Origin of the sequence: Paraburkholderia sp. (genome assembly GCF_028283785.1) — a bacterium.
In the GTDB taxonomy this organism is placed as follows: domain Bacteria; phylum Pseudomonadota; class Gammaproteobacteria; order Burkholderiales; family Burkholderiaceae; genus Paraburkholderia.
Genome location: NZ_JAPWKB010000019.1, coordinates 466,717 through 485,276, shown reverse-complemented (window position 1 = coordinate 485,276; position 18,560 = coordinate 466,717). Strand labels below are relative to the sequence as shown.

The 18,560-nt window shown below is 63.8% G+C and carries 12 protein-coding genes and 1 pseudogene; 8 read left to right on the top strand and 5 right to left on the bottom strand.

Annotated elements, in window-relative coordinates:
* Positions 1-130 precede the first annotated feature (130 nt).
* From PW947_RS24460 to PW947_RS24445, 4 genes are read left to right on the top strand one after another with little or no spacing between them, the layout of a single operon-like run.
* Positions 131-658, top strand: coding sequence for an NAD(P)H-dependent oxidoreductase subunit E (locus tag PW947_RS24460; protein ID WP_299634980.1), 528 nt, complete (start codon positions 131-133; stop codon positions 656-658).
* Complete coding sequence (locus PW947_RS24455) at positions 655-2,214, top strand: formate dehydrogenase beta subunit (protein ID WP_299634979.1); 1,560 nt, start codon at positions 655-657, stop codon at positions 2,212-2,214. Before PW947_RS24460 ends, PW947_RS24455 begins: the two co-directional genes overlap by 4 nt.
* Before the next feature lie 14 nt (positions 2,215-2,228).
* Positions 2,229-5,192 (top strand): formate dehydrogenase subunit alpha, encoded by a 2,964-nt coding sequence (fdhF, locus tag PW947_RS24450; RefSeq protein ID WP_299634978.1) that lies wholly within the window; start codon positions 2,229-2,231, stop codon positions 5,190-5,192.
* A gap of 16 nt (positions 5,193-5,208) precedes the next feature.
* Positions 5,209-5,460, top strand: coding sequence for a formate dehydrogenase subunit delta (locus tag PW947_RS24445; RefSeq protein WP_299634977.1), 252 nt, complete (start codon positions 5,209-5,211; stop codon positions 5,458-5,460).
* Positions 5,461-5,484: 24 nt separating this feature from the next.
* Here PW947_RS24445 and PW947_RS24440 read toward each other — a convergent pair whose 3' ends face one another.
* A complete protein-coding gene (locus tag PW947_RS24440) occupies positions 5,485-7,188 on the bottom strand; it encodes an FAD-dependent monooxygenase (protein ID WP_299634976.1) in 1,704 nt (567 codons plus the stop codon).
* A 220-nt stretch (positions 7,189-7,408) separates the two neighbouring features.
* Between PW947_RS24440 and PW947_RS24435 the strand changes: the two genes are divergently transcribed.
* Positions 7,409-9,325, top strand: a complete 1,917-nt coding sequence (locus PW947_RS24435; protein WP_299634975.1) for a tetratricopeptide repeat protein — start codon at positions 7,409-7,411, stop codon at positions 9,323-9,325.
* Between the two features lie 107 nt (positions 9,326-9,432).
* On the opposite strand, the gene PW947_RS24430 is transcribed toward PW947_RS24435, so the two are convergent.
* Positions 9,433-10,734 (bottom strand): MFS transporter, encoded by a 1,302-nt coding sequence (locus PW947_RS24430; protein ID WP_299634974.1) that lies wholly within the window; start codon positions 10,732-10,734, stop codon positions 9,433-9,435.
* A gap of 368 nt (positions 10,735-11,102) precedes the next feature.
* Here PW947_RS24430 and PW947_RS24425 point away from each other — a divergent pair, with 368 nt between their 5' ends.
* Positions 11,103-11,639, top strand: coding sequence for a GNAT family N-acetyltransferase (locus PW947_RS24425; protein ID WP_299634973.1), 537 nt, complete (start codon positions 11,103-11,105; stop codon positions 11,637-11,639).
* Positions 11,640-11,897: 258 nt separating this feature from the next.
* Entirely contained in the window at positions 11,898-13,112 is a 1,215-nt protein-coding gene (locus tag PW947_RS24420; RefSeq protein ID WP_299634972.1) for a hypothetical protein, read from the top strand.
* A gap of 86 nt (positions 13,113-13,198) precedes the next feature.
* Here the strand turns inward: PW947_RS24420 and PW947_RS24415 are convergent, their stop codons facing one another.
* The 3 genes and pseudogenes from PW947_RS24415 to PW947_RS24405 all read right to left on the bottom strand — a co-directional run bounded on the left by PW947_RS24415 (position 13,199) and on the right by PW947_RS24405 (position 17,714).
* Complete coding sequence (locus PW947_RS24415) at positions 13,199-13,906, bottom strand: DUF2968 domain-containing protein (RefSeq protein ID WP_299634971.1); 708 nt, start codon at positions 13,904-13,906, stop codon at positions 13,199-13,201.
* 393 nt (positions 13,907-14,299) lie between these two features.
* On the bottom strand, positions 14,300-15,826 hold the full coding sequence (locus PW947_RS24410) for a gamma-glutamyl-gamma-aminobutyrate hydrolase family protein (RefSeq protein ID WP_299634970.1): 1,527 nt from the start codon (positions 15,824-15,826) through the stop codon (positions 14,300-14,302).
* A gap of 129 nt (positions 15,827-15,955) precedes the next feature.
* Positions 15,956-17,714 (bottom strand): annotated as a pseudogene (locus PW947_RS24405) (cation:proton antiporter).
* Positions 17,715-17,878: 164 nt separating this feature from the next.
* On the opposite strand from PW947_RS24405, the gene PW947_RS24400 reads away from it, so the two are divergent.
* On the top strand, positions 17,879-18,556 hold the full coding sequence (locus PW947_RS24400) for a GntR family transcriptional regulator (protein WP_299634969.1): 678 nt from the start codon (positions 17,879-17,881) through the stop codon (positions 18,554-18,556).
* The last annotated feature ends 4 nt before the right edge of the window (positions 18,557-18,560 follow it).

Genomic DNA, 18,560 nt, shown 5'->3' with positions numbered 1-18,560 from the left:
GTGCTGTTATTTCCTATTGCACGCGGCTGACGTGCCGCCTATCGTTCGGATATCAAATCAAACAAACGAAGCATAGATGCGCACTTTATGAATAACAAGTGCATATTCGGACTTCGAAGGAGGCCCCACTGTGGAAGAGACAAACCGCCTCGAACCGGCCGCGCTGGTCGAGCGTCATGCACAACCTGGCCGGTCGCTGCTTGCCGTGTTGCACGGCATTCAGGATGAACTCGGCTACGTTCCGCCCGGCACGGTCGCGCCGCTCGCGAAGACGATGAATCTGTCGCGCGCGGAAGTCCACGGGGTCATCACCTACTATCACCACTTTCGTACCGAACCGGCTGCGCCCGTCACGGTGCAGCTGTGCCGCGCGGAGGCCTGCCGCAGCATGGGCACCGAAGCACTCGCGCAACATATCGAGGCGCGCACCGGTTGCCGCTTCGATGCCGCCCATCCGCACGCCCAGGCGCATGTGCAGGATCACGCGCACGCTGCCACGCACGACGACGCCGTCGAGTTGCAATCGGTGTTCTGTCTCGGCCAGTGCGCGCTGTCACCCGCGATGACGATCAACGGCACGCTGCACGCCAAAGTCACGCCGGTGAAGTTCGATGCGCTGCTCGCCGCCGCGCTCAAATGCGTGGAGGTGACGGCATGACGCGACTCTATATTCCCCGCGATTCATCGGCGCTCGCGCTCGGCGCGGATGCACTCGCCGAAGCGGTCGAACGCGAAGCGGCACGCCGTGGTCTGGAAGTCGAGATCGTGCGCAACGGCTCGCGCGGTTTGCTGTGGCTCGAACCGCTGGTCGAAGTGGCGACCGCGAACGGTCGCGTCGGTTATTCGAATGTCGAAGATACGGATGTCGCCGCGCTGTTCGACGCAGGCTTTCTCGACGGCAACGCTTCGCATCCGAGCCACGTCGGCATCGTCGACGAGATTCCGTATCTGAAGAAACAGCAGCGTCTGACCTTCGCGCGAATCGGCATCACCGATCCGCTGTCGATCAAGGACTACATCGCGAACGACGGTTTGCGCGGCCTCTACATGGCGCTCAACACCGACGGCGACGCGGCCTGCGCGGCATTGATCGAATCCGGTTTGCGCGGACGCGGCGGCGCGGCATTCCCGGCCGGGATCAAATGGAAGACCGTGCGCGGCGCGGTCGCGCAACAGAAGTACATCGTCTGCAATGCGGACGAAGGCGATTCCGGCACGTTCTCCGATCGCCTCGTGATGGAAAGCGATCCGTACGTGCTGATCGAAGGGATGATCATCGCGGGCATCGTGACGGGCGCGACGATCGGCCATATCTACGTGCGCAGCGAATATCCGCATGCGATCACGATGCTCGAAGCCGCGATCGAGAACGCACGCGCCGCCGGCTGGCTCGGCGACAGCGTGCTCGGTTCCGCGCATCGCTTCGAGCTGTTCGTGGCCAAGGGGGCGGGCGCGTATGTCTGCGGCGAGGAAACCGCGCTGCTCGAATCGCTTGAAGGCAAACGCGGCATCGTCCGCGCGAAGCCGCCGGTTCCGGCGCTGGTCGGTCTGTTCGGCCAGCCTACCGTGATCAATAACGTGATCACGCTCGCCACGGTGCCGATCATCTTCGCGAAGGGCGCCGCGTTCTACAAAGACTTCGGGATGGGACGCTCGCGCGGCACCTTGCCGTTCCAGCTCGCCGGCAATATCAAGTTCGGCGGCCTCGTCGAACTCGCGTTCGGCGTGACGCTGCGCGAACTGCTGTACGACTACGGCGGCGGCACGGCAAGCGGCCGTCCGGCGCGTGCCGTGCAGGTCGGCGGCCCGCTCGGCACGTATCTGCCGGAAAGTCAGTGGGACATTCCGATGGATTACGAAGCGTATGCGAAGGTGGGCGCGGTGGTCGGGCATGGCGGCCTGGTCGTGCATGACGACACGTCGAATCTCGCCGACCTCGCGCAATACGCAATGCACTTCTGCGCGCTCGAATCGTGCGGCAAATGCACACCCTGCCGGATCGGCTCGACGCGCGGCGTCGAAGTGATCCAGCGCATCCGCAACGGCGATACGTCGACGCGTCAGGTGCAACTGCTGCGCGATCTCTGCGACACGATGGTGTCCGGATCCCTGTGCGCGATGGGCGGCATGACGCCGTTCCCGGTGATGTCCGCGCTCGACCATTTTCCCGAAGACTTCGGTCTCGAAACCGTGCAGCCGCAAGCGGCCGCGTGACGGAGCCACACATCATGTCAGATGCAATGAATCCTTCTTCCGGCGGCTGCGGCTCGGGCAATTGCGCGTGCAAGTCGCAGGCGCGTCAATCGCAGGATCCGACGCAAAGCCGCAAGCGTTTCGATCCGTTCGACGACACCGATTACGGCACGCCGCTGCGTCACGCCGACATCGACGTCACGCTCGACATCGACGGTCAGGCGGTCACGGTGCCGGCCGGCACGTCGGTGATGCGCGCGGCGATCGAAGCCGGCGTCAACGTGCCGAAGCTGTGCGCGACCGATTCGCTCGAACCGTTCGGTTCGTGCCGTCTGTGTCTGGTCGAGATCGAAGGCCGGCGCGGTTATCCGGCGTCGTGCACGACGCCCGTCGAAGCGGGCATGAAAGTCCGCACGCAAAGCGACAAGCTGCAATCGCTGCGGCGCAACGTGATGGAGCTGTATATCTCCGATCACCCGCTCGACTGCCTGACCTGTCCCGCCAACGGCGACTGCGAACTGCAGGATATGGCGGGCGTGACCGGCTTGCGTGAAGTGCGTTACGGCTTCGACGGCAAGAATCACCTGAAGGACAAGAAGGACGAATCGAATCCGTATTTCACGTACGACGCGTCGAAGTGCATCGTCTGCAACCGCTGCGTGCGCGCGTGCGAAGAAACCCAAGGAACGTTCGCGCTGACGATCACCGGTCGCGGCTTCGAGTCGCGCGTCGCCGCGAGCGAGAACGTGCCGTTCATGGAATCGGAATGCGTGTCGTGCGGCGCATGCGTCGCGGCTTGCCCGACGGCCACGCTGCAGGAAAAGACCGTCGTGATGCTCGGTCAGCCCGAACATTCGAAGGTCACCACCTGCGCGTATTGCGGCGTCGGCTGCGCGTTCAAGGCGGAAATGAAGGGCAACGAGGTCGTGCGGATGGTGCCGTACAAGAACGGTCAGGCCAACGAAGGCCACGCCTGCGTGAAAGGCCGTTTTGCATGGGGCTACGCGACCCACAAGGATCGCATCACGAAGCCGATGATCCGCGCGAAGATCACCGACCCGTGGAAAGAAGTGAGCTGGGAAGAAGCGATCTCGTATGCGGCGTCGGAATTCCGCCGGATCCAGGCGAAGCACGGCCGCGATTCGATCGGCGGCATTACGTCGTCGCGTTGCACGAACGAGGAAACCTATCTCGTGCAAAAGCTGGTGCGCGCCGCGTTCGGCAACAACAACGTCGATACCTGCGCACGCGTGTGCCACTCGCCGACCGGCTACGGATTGAAGACGACGCTTGGCGAATCGGCGGGTACGCAGACCTTTGCGTCGGTCGACAAGAGCGACGTGATCATGGTGATCGGCGCGAATCCGACCGACGGCCATCCGGTGTTCGGCTCGCGTCTGAAGCGTCGCGTCCGTCAGGGCGCCAAGCTGATCGTCGTCGATCCGCGCAAGATCGACATCGTCGATACCGCGCACGTGAAGGCCTCGCATCATCTGCAACTGCGCCCCGGCACCAACGTCGCGATGGTCAACGCACTCGCGCACGTGATCGTCACCGAAGGCTTGCTGCAGCAGGATTTCATCGACGAACGTTGTGAAGCACGCGCATTCGAACAATGGCGCGACTTCGTGGCGCTGCCGGAAAACGCGCCCGAAGCCACCGCGAACATGACCGGCGTTCCCGCCGAAACGGTCCGCGAAGCCGCGCGTCTGTTCGCCACCGGCGGCAACGCCGCGATCTACTACGGCCTCGGCGTCACCGAGCACGCGCAAGGTTCGACCACCGTGATGGGTATCGCGAATCTGGCGATGGCGACCGGCAACGTCGGCCGCGAAGGCGTCGGCGTGAATCCGTTGCGCGGCCAGAACAACGTGCAAGGCTCGTGCGACATGGGCTCGTTCCCGCACGAACTGCCGGGTTACCGGCACGTCAGCGACGCGACGACGCGTGCGCTGTTCGAAGAGGCATGGAACGTCACGCTGCAACCGGAGCCGGGCTTGCGCATTCCGAACATGTTCGACGCGGCCACGCACGGCACCTTCATGGGTCTATATTGCCAGGGCGAGGACATCGTTCAGTCGGACCCGAATACGCATCACGTCGCAGCGGCGTTGTCGGCGATGGAATGTATCGTCGTGCAGGATATTTTCCTGAACGAAACCGCCAAGTACGCACACGTGCTGCTGCCGGGCACGACCTTCCTCGAAAAGGACGGCACGTTCACGAATGCCGAGCGCCGCATTTCGCGCGTGCGCAAGGTGATGCCGCCGGTGCCGGGCTATGCCGACTGGCAGGTGACGATGCTGCTGTCGGGCGCGCTCGGTTACGAGATGGACTACACGCATCCGTCGCAGATCATGGACGAAATCGCGCGACTGACGCCGAGCTTCCACGGTGTGTCGTACGCGAAGCTCGACCGGTTGGGCAGCATCCAGTGGCCGTGCAACGACGCTGCGCCAGAAGGCACGCCGACCATGCATATCGACGGTTTCGTGCGGGGCAAGGGCAAGTTCGTGATCACGAAGTTCATTGCGTCGCCGGAAAAGGTCACGCGCAAATATCCGCTGCTGCTGACGACGGGCCGCATCCTGTCGCAGTACAACGTCGGGGCGCAGACGCGTCGAACCGAAAACTCGCGCTGGCACGACGAGGATCGTCTGGAGATCCATCCGCACGACGCCGAGGAACGCGGCATCAATATGGACGACTGGGTGGGCATCGAATCGCGCGCGGGACAAACCGTGTTGCGCGCGAAGATCAGCGAGCGGATGCAGCCGGGCGTCGTCTATACGACGTTCCACTTCCCCGAATCCGGTGCGAACGTGATCACCACGGACAGCTCCGACTGGGCCACCAACTGTCCGGAATACAAGGTGACGGCGGTTCAGGTGATGCCGGTCGAGCAACCGTCGCAATGGCAGCAAGACTACTCACAATTCAACGCGGAGCAGCTCGAGCATCTGAAGAAGCGCGAACTCGCGACCACGTCCGGAAAGTGATGCAACGGGGATAGACATGAACGACGACAACCTGATCGACATGGCGAACCGGATCGGCGATTTTTTCGCGTCGATGCCGGATCACGACGAAGCGCTCGCGGGCATCGCGGATCACATCAAGCGCTTCTGGGAACCCCGGATGCGGCGCGCGCTGCTGAATACGCTCGATGTCGCGCCGGAGGCGCTCAACGTGCCGATGACGCCGATCGTCCGCGAGACGCTGAGCGCTCACCGCGAGATGTTGATGCCGGCGGCGGCGGTGGCCTGACAGGCCGTTGCCGACGACGTGCGCTCAGCCGGTCGCCTGCGCCGGGATCGGATTTTTCGCGAACCACGACTCGCAGTGGCGTTGCAGCGCGATCAGATCCGACGCCGGCCGGCCCCTGACCGCGATATAGCCATCCGGCCGCACAAGGTAAAACGCAGGACGGGTGCGTCCATACGATTCACTGAGCGACGGACCGCCCTCGCCGGTCGTGTCCGTCACGCGCCAGATCCGCACGGCGCCGGACAGCAGCGGATCGATCGCAGCAACCAGCCGGTCTATATCCGGATCGGGCGGCGCGCGACGGTCCGCGGCCGGATCGTTCGGCGCTTCGTCCGGATTCACGGCCGGGCTCAGTACGAACAGCGAGAAGTAGCCCGGATCGTGCAGATCGAAAATGCAGCCGACGCCCGGCGCACGTCCCAGCGGCCCGTCGATCACATGGACCAGCGCATCGGGCGCGCGCTCGCCCGCGCGCGGACCACCGTCGAGCACGCGTTCGAGCGTCAGCGGGCTGCGCCGGTACTGGATGGACAGTTCGCTGACGGTCAGCCGTGCGGCATCGCGTAACGGCCCGAGCGACGCCAGCACCGGCATCACCCGATCGCGCAGCAGCTTCAGCGGACCGTGATCGGCTTCCGCGAGATGCGTGACGAAACTGCTTTGCCGCAACACGTCGCGTTCGATCGGATGGCGTTCGACGTGATAGGTATCGAGCAGGCGGTCGGGCGCATCGCCACGCATCACGCGCGCCAGTTTCCAGCCGAGATTGAACGCTTCCTGGATGCCGGTGTTCATCCCTTGCGCGCCCGCCGGACTGTGCACGTGCGCGGCGTCGCCGGCCAGGAACACGCGCTCGCGGCGCAACTGCTCGACCATCCGGCTATTGAGCCGAAAGTAGCTCGACCACGTGAGATCCGACACCGTCACCGGATGATGAATGCGTCGCTTGATCAGCGCCTCGCATTCGATCAGCGACGGCGTCGGTTTGACGGCCGGGTCGGCCGTCGGCGGCGGCTCGATATTGGGCGCCTGCGCCGGATGATCGGCGATCAGCCGATGCCGGCCGTGCCCCATCGGAAACAGCGCCGCGAGACCTTCGCCGGATGCGAACAGATGGAACTCGTCGTCGCTCCACGGGGTGTCCGCGTGCAGGTCGGCCAGCAGAAAGGTCTGCTCGAACGTCTTGCCCGAGAAGTTCATTCCGAGCCGATGCCGGATCGCGCTATGCGCGCCGTCGGCGGCGATCAGATACGGCGGATGCATGGTCTGCGTGTGGCCGTCCAGACTCCGCAGCGTCACGTTCAAGCCCGCCGATCCTTGCGAGAACATCGTCATCTCGATACCGCGCTCGACCGTCACGCCGAGCGTCGCGAGATGCTCGGTCAGCAGCCGCTCGGTGACGGACTGCTCCAGAAACAGCATGTACGGATAGCGGGTTTGCAGCGGATCGAAATCGAGCCGGGTCAGACGCTGGCCGTTCGAATAGAGATTGGCGGCGCGCGCCCGATGCCCTAGCGCGAGAAACGGCTCGACGATCCGGTGCTGTTCGAAGAGTTCGAGCGTGCGCGCCTGAATGCCGATGGCGCGCGAATGCGGGTCGGGGTGCGGCGCCTTGTCGATCAGGCGCACGGGAATGTGGGCGCGCGCGAGACTCATCGCGGCGGCGAGTCCGGTCGGGCCGGCACCGACAATCAGCACCGGCGCGGCATCGAATGAGGCGTCAGCCATGCATCACTCCGGGGACGACAATGCCGTCTAGTGTACGCCGTCGGCCACGTCGTTCACGCGGCACTGCGGCATCGGCGCGGCGCGATGGCGAACGCGCGGCCGTGAGCCGGGTGGCCGTCGCCGTGGTCCCGCTTGAGGCCGTGGCCGTGGAAATGACGGAACCCGCGCCCGAGTGTGGGAAAATGCGCCGTTGCCCGATTTTCAAGCCTTGGCCCCTGTGATGGAACCTGTTTTTGACCGCGCTTTCGCAGCGCATCGTGACGGCCGCCTCGACGACGCCGAGCGAGGCTATCGCGCCGCGCTGGACGTCGATCCCGCGCACGTCGATGCATTGCATCTGCTGGGCGTGCTGCGTCATCAGCAAGGCCAGCACGCCGAAGCCGCCGACCTGGTCGGCCGCGCCGCGCATCTGCGTCCGGAAGATGCGGCGCTGCAACTGAATCTCGGCAACGCGTTGCGCGCGATGGGCCAGCTCGACGGCGCGATCGAACGCTTTCGCAACGCGCTGACCCTCGCGCCGACTTTCCCGCTCGCGCATTACAACCTCGGCAACGCCTACGCGGCGTCCGGCCGTCACGAAGACGCCGCCGACGCATTCAGCCGCTCGCTGCAGTTGCAGCCGGAAGACGCTTCCGCGCACAACAATCTCGGCAACGCGTTGCACGCGCTCGGCCGTCATCGCGACGCGATCGCGTCGTTTCATCGCGTGTTGCAACTGCGGCCCGGACACGCGGGCGCGCACAACAACCTCGGCATGGCGCTGAACGCGCTCGGCAACGTCGACGAAGCGATCGGCCATTTCCGCGCCGCGCTGGCCGCGCAGCCGGGTTTTTGCGCCGCGCAATTCAATCTCGCCAATACGCTCGACGCAACCGGTCAACACGAAGAAGCCGTCGACGCGTATCGCGGCGTGATGGCCGTGCAACCGAATCTGCCGCCGGTGCTGTTCGGTCTCGGTAATGCGCTGGTCGCGCTGCAACGTCACGCGCAAGCCAAACCGCATCTGGAACGCGCGATCGGTCTCGATCCGCAATTCGCGCCGGCATGGATGACGCTCGGCGCGATCCACGTCGCGCTGAACGCGCACGCCGCCGCCGTCCGCGCCTTCGATCAGGCGTTGCGCCTGCGCCCGGACCTCGCGTCCGCGCATCTGAATCGCGCGATCGCATGGCTGACGCTCGGCGATTTCACGCGCGGTTTGCCGGAATACGAATGGCGCCTGCAAGTCGCGGCGCAATCGGCGCTGTCAGCGGAACCGGCCACGGACGGAACCGCGGCGGGCGCAGCCGCGCTGGCGGCGATCCACACGTTGCCGCGCTGGCACGGCGAGCCGATCGACGCCCGCACGCTGTTTATTCACGCGGAACAAGGTCTCGGCGACACGCTGCAATTTATCCGCTTCGTGCCGTTCGCGGCCGAACGTGCAGCGCGGGTGATCGTCGAAGTGCAGCCGGCGTTGCTGCCGCTGCTGCAACCGGCGCTCGCCAGTTCGGCCGCCGCGTCGCGCGTGACGGTGATCGCGCAAGGCACGGCGCGGCCGTCGGCGGATCTGCAGATTCCGTTGCTGAGCTTGCCGCTCGTGCTCGGCACCCGCTTCGATGCGATTCCCGCGCCTTCGCGGCGGCTGCAACTGGGCGCGCCGCCCGTGTACCGCCGGAAATGGCGCGGCTCGATCGGCGGACACGCGAAGCGCAAGATCGGACTCGCGTGGTCGGGACGGATTCACCGCAACGAAACCCGCTCGATGCCGCTCGCCGCGCTCGATCCGCTGTTCGCGCTCGACGGAATCGACTGGATCGTGCTGCAACCGGATCTGAGCGACGCCGAACGCGTTGCGCTCGACGCCCATCCGCGCGCCCGCTCGATCCATCGTTTCGACACGAAGATCCAGGATTTCGCGGATACCGCCGCCATCGTCGAACGGCTCGACGCGGTCGTGTCGATCGATACGTCGATCGCCCACCTGGCCGGCTCGCTCGGCAAGCCGCTGTGGGTGATGCTGCCGTTCTCCGCCGACTGGCGCTGGTTCACGGGCAACGATCAAAGTCCGTGGTATCCGCACGCCACGCTGGTGCGTCAACCGGAAGCGGGCGCGTGGGACGACGTCGTGCAAACCGTCGCCGACGCGTTGCGCTGAACGCGGCGCGGTCCACGGTCAGAAACCCGCCGCCCATAAAAAAACCCCGCGAATGCGGGGTTTTTCTTTGCCGGATCGAAACGCCGACCCGAACCTCGCGCCCAGCGTCAGGCCGCGCGATACTGGTTGCGCGCCTCCGGCGTGCGATACAGCACCAGCGTCGCGATCAGACCACAGATCGCCGCTGCGCCCATCCACAGGCCCGGTGCAGCCTTGTTGCCGGTCGAGTGGATCAGCAGCGTCGAGATGGCCGGCGTGAAACCGCCGATCGTCGTCGCAAGGCTGTACGCGAGCGAGAAGCCCGCGGTGCGCACTTCCACCGGCATGATTTCGGTCAGCGCGACGACCATTGCGCCGTTGTAGCTGCCGTACAGGAACGACAGCCACAATTCGACTTCGAGCAGACGCACGAACGACGGCTCCGCGACCAGCCACTGCACCGCCGGATACGACGTCAAAATGGTGAGGATCGTCAGCGTCAGCAACACCGGACGACGTCCGATGCGGTCCGAAATCGCACCCGCCAGCGGCAGCCAGACCAGATTCGACAAACCGATACAGACCGTCACGACCAGCGTGTCGATCGACGACAACTTCAGCACTTCCTTGCCGAAGGTCGGCGTGTACGCGGTGATCATGTAGAACGACACCGTGGTCATGATGACCATGCCCATGCCGCCCAGCACGACGCCCCAGTTCGACACCATCGACCGCATGATTTCGCCCATTCCCGGACGATGCTTGCGCGCCTTGAATTCCTCGGTTTCCTGCAACGAACGGCGGATCAGGAACAGGAACGGCACGATCAGGCAGCCGATCAGGAACGGCACGCGCCAGCCCCAGGCGGTCATCTGGTCAGCTGGCAACATCCGGTTCAGCACCACGCCGATCAGCGCCGCGAACACCACCGCGACCTGCTGGCTACCCGACTGCCACGAGCAATAGAAGCCCTTGTTGCCCTTGGTGGCGATTTCCGACAGATAGACCGACACGCCGCCCAGTTCGACACCCGCCGAAAAACCTTGCAGCAACCGTCCGAGCAGCACGAGCACCGGCGCGAGCACGCCGATCGTCGCGTAGCCCGGAATCGCGGCCACCGTCAGCGTGCCGAGCGCCATCAGGCCGAGCGTCAGGATCAGGCCCTTGCGTCGGCCGTGGTGGTCGATATAGGCGCCGAGCACGATCGCGCCCAGCGGACGCATCAGGAAACCCGCGCCGAACACCGACAGCGACAGCATCAACGATGCGAATTCGTTACCGCTCGGAAAATAGGTCTTGGCGATCGCGGATGCGTAATAGCCGTAGACCATGAAGTCGTACATTTCCAGGAAGTTGCCGCTGACCACACGGAAAACCGTGCGGACCTTGGACTCTTCTTGAGATGCGTGTGATACAGACGCTGTTGACATGACATTCTCGTATTGTGGCCGCCGCCGAACCGGTGCCGGCGAATCAGGCAGTTGACAACTCTCCGCAGCCTCGGCAAACGGACGCCGCTCCCGCGACTTTCTGTCGCGGACAACGGGCGCCGCATTGTCGATCCCGGAGCGCCGCAGACATATCAGGGTTTACGCGATACCGCCTTACAGAATCGAACTTCCAGCTACATATTGTCGCAGCCATGCGCGATGTTACCGCCTCGGCGACGCTTGCGCAGCGAGCCCGGAATGTCCGCAAAAAACCGACGAATCGGACCTTCGACGGGACGTGCGCCAGCCTCGCCCGGGCCGCGCCGACGCAGTACACTTTTAGCCCGTCATCCGGATAAACCACTTCGATGCACACCGCTCGCGCTCTTTCGCTGCGTCCCGCCACCCCCGACGACGCCAGCCTGATCGCGTCGATTCACGCGACCAGTTGGCAAGCCGCTTACCGCGGACTGCTCCCCGACGCGTTTCTCGACAACGACGTGACCCACGAGCGCGCCGCGTGGTGGCAGGCGCGTCTGGTCGCGCCGGGCGCCGAGCGCCGCGTCGTGCAGATCGCCGAACAGGAACGCGAGCCGATCGGCTTTGTCTGCGTCGAACGGCAGCCGGAATCGCCATGGGGCGTGTTGCTCGACAATCTGCACGCGTTGCCCGGCTTTCAGGGCATCGGCGTCGGCAAACTGCTGATGCGCGCCGCCATGCAATGGACCCGTGAGCAAGGTGAATACCAGCTCTATCTGTATGTGCTCGAAGGCAACGATCCCGCAATCCGCTTTTACGAGCATCAAGGCTGGCGACTCGACGGCAAGGAACCGGATTCGATGGGCGGCATCGACGTGACGGCGCTTCGCTACGTATATCGGCTCGACGCGGCACGGGCTGGGTGAATGGGTGGTTTTTGGGCGATGCGGGTATGTCGCGTGTTTGTCGCGCGTCATTTCCGCAGACCTTTTCGGATCAATCCGAACCTTCGTCGCGCCCTTTCCTGGCATCATCGTTTGCATCCCAAATGGCTTCACAGCGATGCGAGCGTTCAGTTTGAACCCGCGTGTCGATCGGCGTATTTCTTCGCCGCGCGTTGCGCCCGGTAGCTTGCAGGCAACGCCCCGAGGCCACAGACCCTTCACCAGGCGTTGCGAAGAAAGATGTCCATTACGATTCCCCTTACCTTGATCGAAGGCGCGACGTCACTGCCGCTGCTGCGTCCATTGAACCGCGTGCCCAAACCGTTCGGGCATGAGTGGGCGCTGCTTCCGCCGAGCTATAGCTTGCGGCGCGAAATCAAGGCGCTATATGCGGCAGTCTTGCGCACCTTCTGCCTGAATCCTGAATCGATCCGCTCGTGGTGCCGCTGGGAACCTCAGCGGGAATCGGCGCGGCGCTCGCAGACGGCATTCGCGGCTGCGGGTGAAAGTGCCGTCGGCGTTGCGGCGAAAGCTCATCGCGAACCCGCAGCTTTCGGCGCGAACCGTTCGGTCGGAACGACGCAAATCGGCTTGAGCAAGCCCACGCGGCATTGGGGCAAGCGCGCCGGCGGCGCGGCGGCATTAGGTGGCGCGGCGGCGATCCTCGCGTGGCTCGCTTACGAACGGCCCATGCCCCAGCACGCGCCGGTGCTCGAATCGAAAGGTGCCGCAGATCGCGTCGTCGACTCGAAACGTGCGTCTGCGCATACGCCTGCCTCACCGATGGCAGCGGCGGCGGTAGCAACGAGCAACGCGCCGAAGCCCAACACCCTTTCCCGCGATCGAGCGAACACGCGCGCCGACACATCGGCGACCGTCGAAAACTCTCCGTCCATCACCACCGCGCGCGTTGCCGAGCGCAAGCAACCGGTATCCGTTGCCAGCGCCAACGCCGCGTCCGCTCAGCAGGCGGCGGCTTCTGCACAAAATCACGCTGGGAAAGCCAACGCGCATCGCCCGTCGAACACCACGGCGCGAGTGGAACCGTCGGCCTCTTCGTCGCAAAACCGCCGCGCGCTGTCTTACGCCGAAACCGAATCGAACGAAGCACGCGACGAACTTCGCGCGGCGAACCGTCTGAGTCGCGAACATCATCGCGCGGCGCAAGCTGCACTCGAGATCGCACAACCTGGCAGCGTCGCGTCGGCTGCGCGGCACGCTGCCAGCAGCGCCGCGCGCGTGTCGGCCGCTGGCGCTTACTCTCCGTTCACCCCGCCGCCGCTCGGCATCGACGAATACGCGTCGGTGACGACGTCAGCCGGCACACATCTACGTGGCATCGAATCCGCGCCGGTTCGCAGCACCGCGCCCGCAGAAAGCGCCGGTTCGGGCGAATGGATGAATCACATGACGCATCGTCGCGTGACCGACGTGCCAGACCAGTTCTCGCGATAACAATCGTCCACGCATCGCGAACAGCAATAAAAAAAGCCCGGCAATTGCCGGGCTTTTTCGTTGTCACCGCATTCGAATCACATCGCTTATTTCGACGCCGGCAATCCGGATTCGGTTTGTCGCTGTAATTGCATCACCTCGTTCTGCAACTGACGCAACTGCGCCTGCGCCTTCTCTTTCTCCGCCCGCAATGCGACAGCCTCGTCTTGCGTTTGCCGCTGATATTCGTTGACGCGTGCCTGCTGGGCGCGCGCCACGTCGAGGTCAGCCTGCAAACGACGCGCGCGATCTTCGGACAACGCAATCACATCTTGTATATAGGCCTTTTGCGCCTGCAATTGCGTGCGACGAATCTCGACATCGGCGAGTTGCGCAGTCTGCTGGACGAAGTTTGCATACAACGCGTCGGCACGACCCGAATCTTGCGTCTTGATCACCCGCCAGAAATGTTTGTCCTGAAATAGCGCAACGTAGTACGTCATGTCTTGCGCATAGAAAAACAGGCTCGCGCCGTAGCTGCCGTTATACGTGGTGCGCAATTCGCTCAGCTTGCCGTCGCGGATCATCTGCATCAACTCGGCCACGGTGCCTTGCGTTTCGGCATTCGGCGCGCCGGTCTGGTCACGCAGCGCGGCCGTGACCGGTTGCGGCGTCAGCGCGCTCATGGCTGGCCGCGTGCCGACCATCGGCGCGGAATCGGCGCTATCTTGCGCCAGTGCGTGACCGCTTTGCTGCACCAGAATGCAAGTGGTCGCAAGCAGCAATGCGCGTTGCAAAGATAAGGGGTACTTCATACGTGCATGCTCCATGCGAATCCAAAAATAACCACAGATTATCGCCCGGATTCAGCGCTGCGCGAAGCACTTCAAGTGTCATACGAGCACACTTTAATTCAAGATGAATTCGATCGGCGGGATGGGTTTCTTCTCAATAAAACTACTGCAACAAAGGATGATTCCGCGAACACGAATGAAATAATGCTTATGAAAAAAACGCATCGAAAGCAGGCTTTTCACGCGTCAGCATCAGCCGCAGATCAGCGGACTTTATGCATGCCGATCCTTCACATTTTTAATATTCGTCAGCGTCTATCAATAACGTTTCGAACGACGCTCAAAATAAAAAAAGCCCCGCTCGAAGCGGGGCTTTTTTCGACGTCTGACCGGCACCAGAACACGACGCGCATTTCAAAAGCGAGTTTCGCGTGCGACGCGCAAAAACGTATCGAGCAACGGCGTGCAATCGAGCAATTCGGCACCGCCCGCGCGATGAAACTCCGGATGCCACTGCACGCCCATCACGAACGGCGCGCGTCGATAACGAATGGCTTCGATGATGCCATCAGTAGCGGACACCGCTTCGATGTTCAGATCGCGGCCCAGCGTTTTCACGGCCTGATGGTGGATCGAGTTGACGATCGCGTCGCGACGGCCGGGGAACATGTTGGCGAGCGTCGAGCCGTCCGGGAAATGGATACCGTGACGATGCTGATCGTATTGCTCGTTGACGTGGATGCCCGCGGTCGGGACGTCGGTGGCGATGTCCTGATACAGCGTGCCGCCGAACGCGACGTTGATCAGTTGGCAGCCGCGACACACGCCGAGCACCGGTTTGCCCGACTCGACGAACTCATGCAGCAACTCCAGTTCGTACATATCCCGCACGCGATCGCCCGGCCACTCGTGACTCGTGGCCGCTTCGGCGTACGACTGCGGCGACACGTCGGCGCCGCCTTGCAGCAGCAGCCCGTCGAGATGCTTCGCGTAATCGCGCAAACGGATATTGCTCGGATGCAGCATCCCTTGGTGACCGACCGTCGGAATCATGAAGACGAGCACGTCGCGCGACATCACCCAATGCGCGATCGACTCTTCCAGATACTGCAGGGTCTTGCCGCGCAAGCCCTTGGCGCCCGGTTCCGGGTGAAAGATCCGCGCCGACACGCCGATGCGCAGCGTGCGCTGCGTGATCCGCTGACCGGCACGATCGAACAGCTGACGTGCGCGCGCCGCGATGATCCGCCCGAACACCGACCACGCGGAATCGTTGTGCTTCAGATACTTCGGCGCAGCGGGCGGCAACGCGCTGGCCGGTGGCGGATTGGACGCGCCGAAATCCGGCGCCGCGCCAAACCCCGGCGGTGGCGTGCCGGTCGACTTCGCCGTTTCCGCCGGCGGCTTGTGACCGGCAACCGGAAGATCGGTGGCGACCACGTCTTCGATGGTGGAGGCAGGGGAGCGGGCCGCTTCGATGGTTCGCGCGGATGCCGACGCGGGTGCGGCCTCGATCGTCGTCGCGGACGCTTGCGCCGACGACTTCGCGCGGCCCGCCTGCGCGGACGCTTCCTGCTTCGCCGTGGACTGCGCCGCCGACGCGCGCGCTTCGGCGGCGTCGCGCTTCTGCGCCTCGACCGGATCTGCCGGCGTCACAGTCGATGCGCTTTGCGGATCGTCGGTGGAAGAACGCGCAACCGCCTCTTCGTCTCCGGCAGACGGCGCGCCAGCGGGCGGCACGTCTTTGACCGGCGACTGGATCGCGTCTTCGTGAGAAATGGGTGTCGCGGAACTGGTGCTCGAAGCGGCGGCCGGCCCTGAAGGTGGCACGCGACTCGCGGCACCGGCCGTGGGATCGGACTTCGGGGTGCCCGCGGCCTGGTCAGGCGGGGTGGATGCGCCGGGTGTGCCGGCGGGATGCGGTGGCTTGTTTTCGCTCATGACTGTTGGACAGGCGCCTTGCACGCGAACGAATGGACATGGACCCATTATCCGCCAGCGGGCGATGTGCGGCAAACCCGCACACAATTGCTCACATTGTCAGTCGATCGTTCGGGAACCCGGTTCCGGTCATGGATCGGGGCGCTCGTCGAAGGTCTCGCGCAATGCGATCTGCATCGCCGCATGAATCTTCACGCACCAGCGCCACAGCAGCGTCACCAGCAACGCCGCGCAGACCAGCACCGCGACCAGCAGCCCGGCCGGCGGCAAGATCCCGCCCGACAGCGCCGCGACCAGCAGGAAAACGCCGATCATCGACACGACCGGCACCACGTCGGCAATCGCGTAACGCAACGGTTGGGTAAACCGCCCTGCCCGCGCCGGCTGCACGCTGATCTCGGCCAGCAAACAGCGCAAGCGACTGCGTCTTGCGATAGACCGCCACCAGAAACGGCAACGACACCAGCAGCGCGGCGCTCCACAGCACCACGCGTTGAATCGGATCGGCCTGAAGCCACGGCGGCAGGAAAGCGCTCGCATATCGCGCACCGTACGACACGCCGATGAAGATCGCCGCGACCAGCGCGAGGTTGATCGCGATCTGCAAAACAATGCGCCGCGTCAGGCTGAACACGGTCGGCTCGCCGGTTTCCGGACGCAAGCTCGCGAGCCATTGTCCGTACAGGCCGAAGACGTTCGCCACCGACGGCGGCATCGCGTGACCCAGACGGCGCGTTAGAGGATCGGCGGCGCGGATCAGATACGGCGTGAACAGCGTCGTCAGTGCCGACACGGCGACCGCGACCGGATACAGAAACGCGCTCGTCACGTTCAGCGTAAGGCCGAGCGACGCGATGATGAACGAGAACTCGCCGATCTGCGACACCGTCATGCCGACGCGCATCGCCGTGCGGCCGTCCTTGCCCGCGAGGAAGGTGCCGAGTCCGCACGACACGATCTTGCCGACGATCACCGCCACCGTGATCACCGCGATCGGCCACGCGTAGCCCGTCAGCACGCGCGGGTCGAGCATCAGACCGATGGTCACGAAAAAGATCGCGGAGAACGCATCGCGCAACGGCGCGATCAGATGTTCGATCCGGTGCAGATGCCGGGATTCGGCCATGATCGCGCCGATCAGGAACGCGCCGAGCGCGATGCTGTAGTCGAGCTTCACGACCAGCAGGCAAAAGCCGAAGCAGAAGCCAAGCACCGACACCAACAGCATCTCGTCGCTCTTCGACTTCGCGACGTAGTTCAGCGCGCGCGGCACCAGCAGAATCCCGACGACCAGCGACACCGTCATAAACAGCAGCAGCTTGGCGAGCGTGCCGAACGCGAGGCCCGCGCTCAGCGTGCCGCTTTGCGCAATGCCCGACAGCAGCACCAGCATCGCGATGCCGAGAATGTCCTCGACGATCAGAATGCCGAACACCAGTTGCGCGAAGTTTTCCTTTTTAAGCCCAAGTTCGGACAGTGCCTTGACGATGATCGTGGTGGACGAAATGGCGAGGATTGCGCCGAGGAACAGCGAGTCCATCGGTTTCCAGCCGAACGCGCTGCCGATCTCGTAGCCGATCCACAGCATCAGCACGATCTCCGACAAAGCCGCGACGATTGCGGTCGCGCCGACCTGGAAAAGCTTGCGCAAGCTAAATTCCAGCCCGAGCGAAAACATCAGGAACACGACGCCGAGTTCACCCAGCGTTTGAATGGTCTGCTCGTCATGGATCAGCTGGAACGGCGGCGTGTACGGCCCGATGATCACGCCCGCGGCGATATAGCCCAACACCACCGGCTGCTTCAGGCGATGAAACAGCACGGTGACGATGCCCGCAATGGCCATCACCACCGCCAGATCCTGAATGAAGCCGATTCCCTGATGCATGCGCGCGTACCTTTTCAAGAAAGACAAATGAAAGCCAATCTTAACGCAGACGGGCGTTGCGTCCATATTTTGAAACACTGGACCCCTGTGAAATATCACCATAATATTTTCCGGATATTTCCAGACGACGCCCGATCCAACGGCAGCCGCTTATCACTTCGTTCATGACGCTTTCGCAGACTTCCCGCTCGCCGGGCGCGGTCCGGCCGAATACCGCGAGTCTCGCCGACCAGGCGTACGAGTTCGTCAAGCGTGAAATCATCACAATGCGCCTGCGACCGGGCGAAGCGCTCAACGAAGCCGAATTGATGACGCTGACGGGCATTGGGCGCACGCCGGTGCATCAGGCGCTGCATCGGCTGGTACACGAGGGGATGCTGACGATCATGCCGCGCAAGGGCGTGATGGTGCGCCCCGTGTCGCTCGACGACGTGCTGGCGATCATCGAGGTGCGGCTGATTAACGAGAGCTACTGCGTCGAACTGGCCGCGCGTCATGCGCAGCCGCACGACTTCGCGACAATGGAAGCGCTGCTCGAACGCTCCGCCGCTTGCGTCGCCACGCACGACGTGGAGCGCATGATGGAGATCGACCGCGATTTTCATCTGGCAATTTCCACCGCATCGCGAAACGCCGTGCTCGCCGAGATCCTGCGAGGATTGCACGAGCGCTCGCTCCGCTTCTGGTTTATCTCGCTTTCCGAACCGCATCATCTGGAAGACGTACACGACGAACATCTCGACCTGTTCCGCCTGCTGCGCGAACGTGACGCCGACGGCGCGCGGCAGTCGGTGCAGCGCCATATCGAAGCGTTCCGCGCGACGCTTTTCAACCGGATCTGAACCG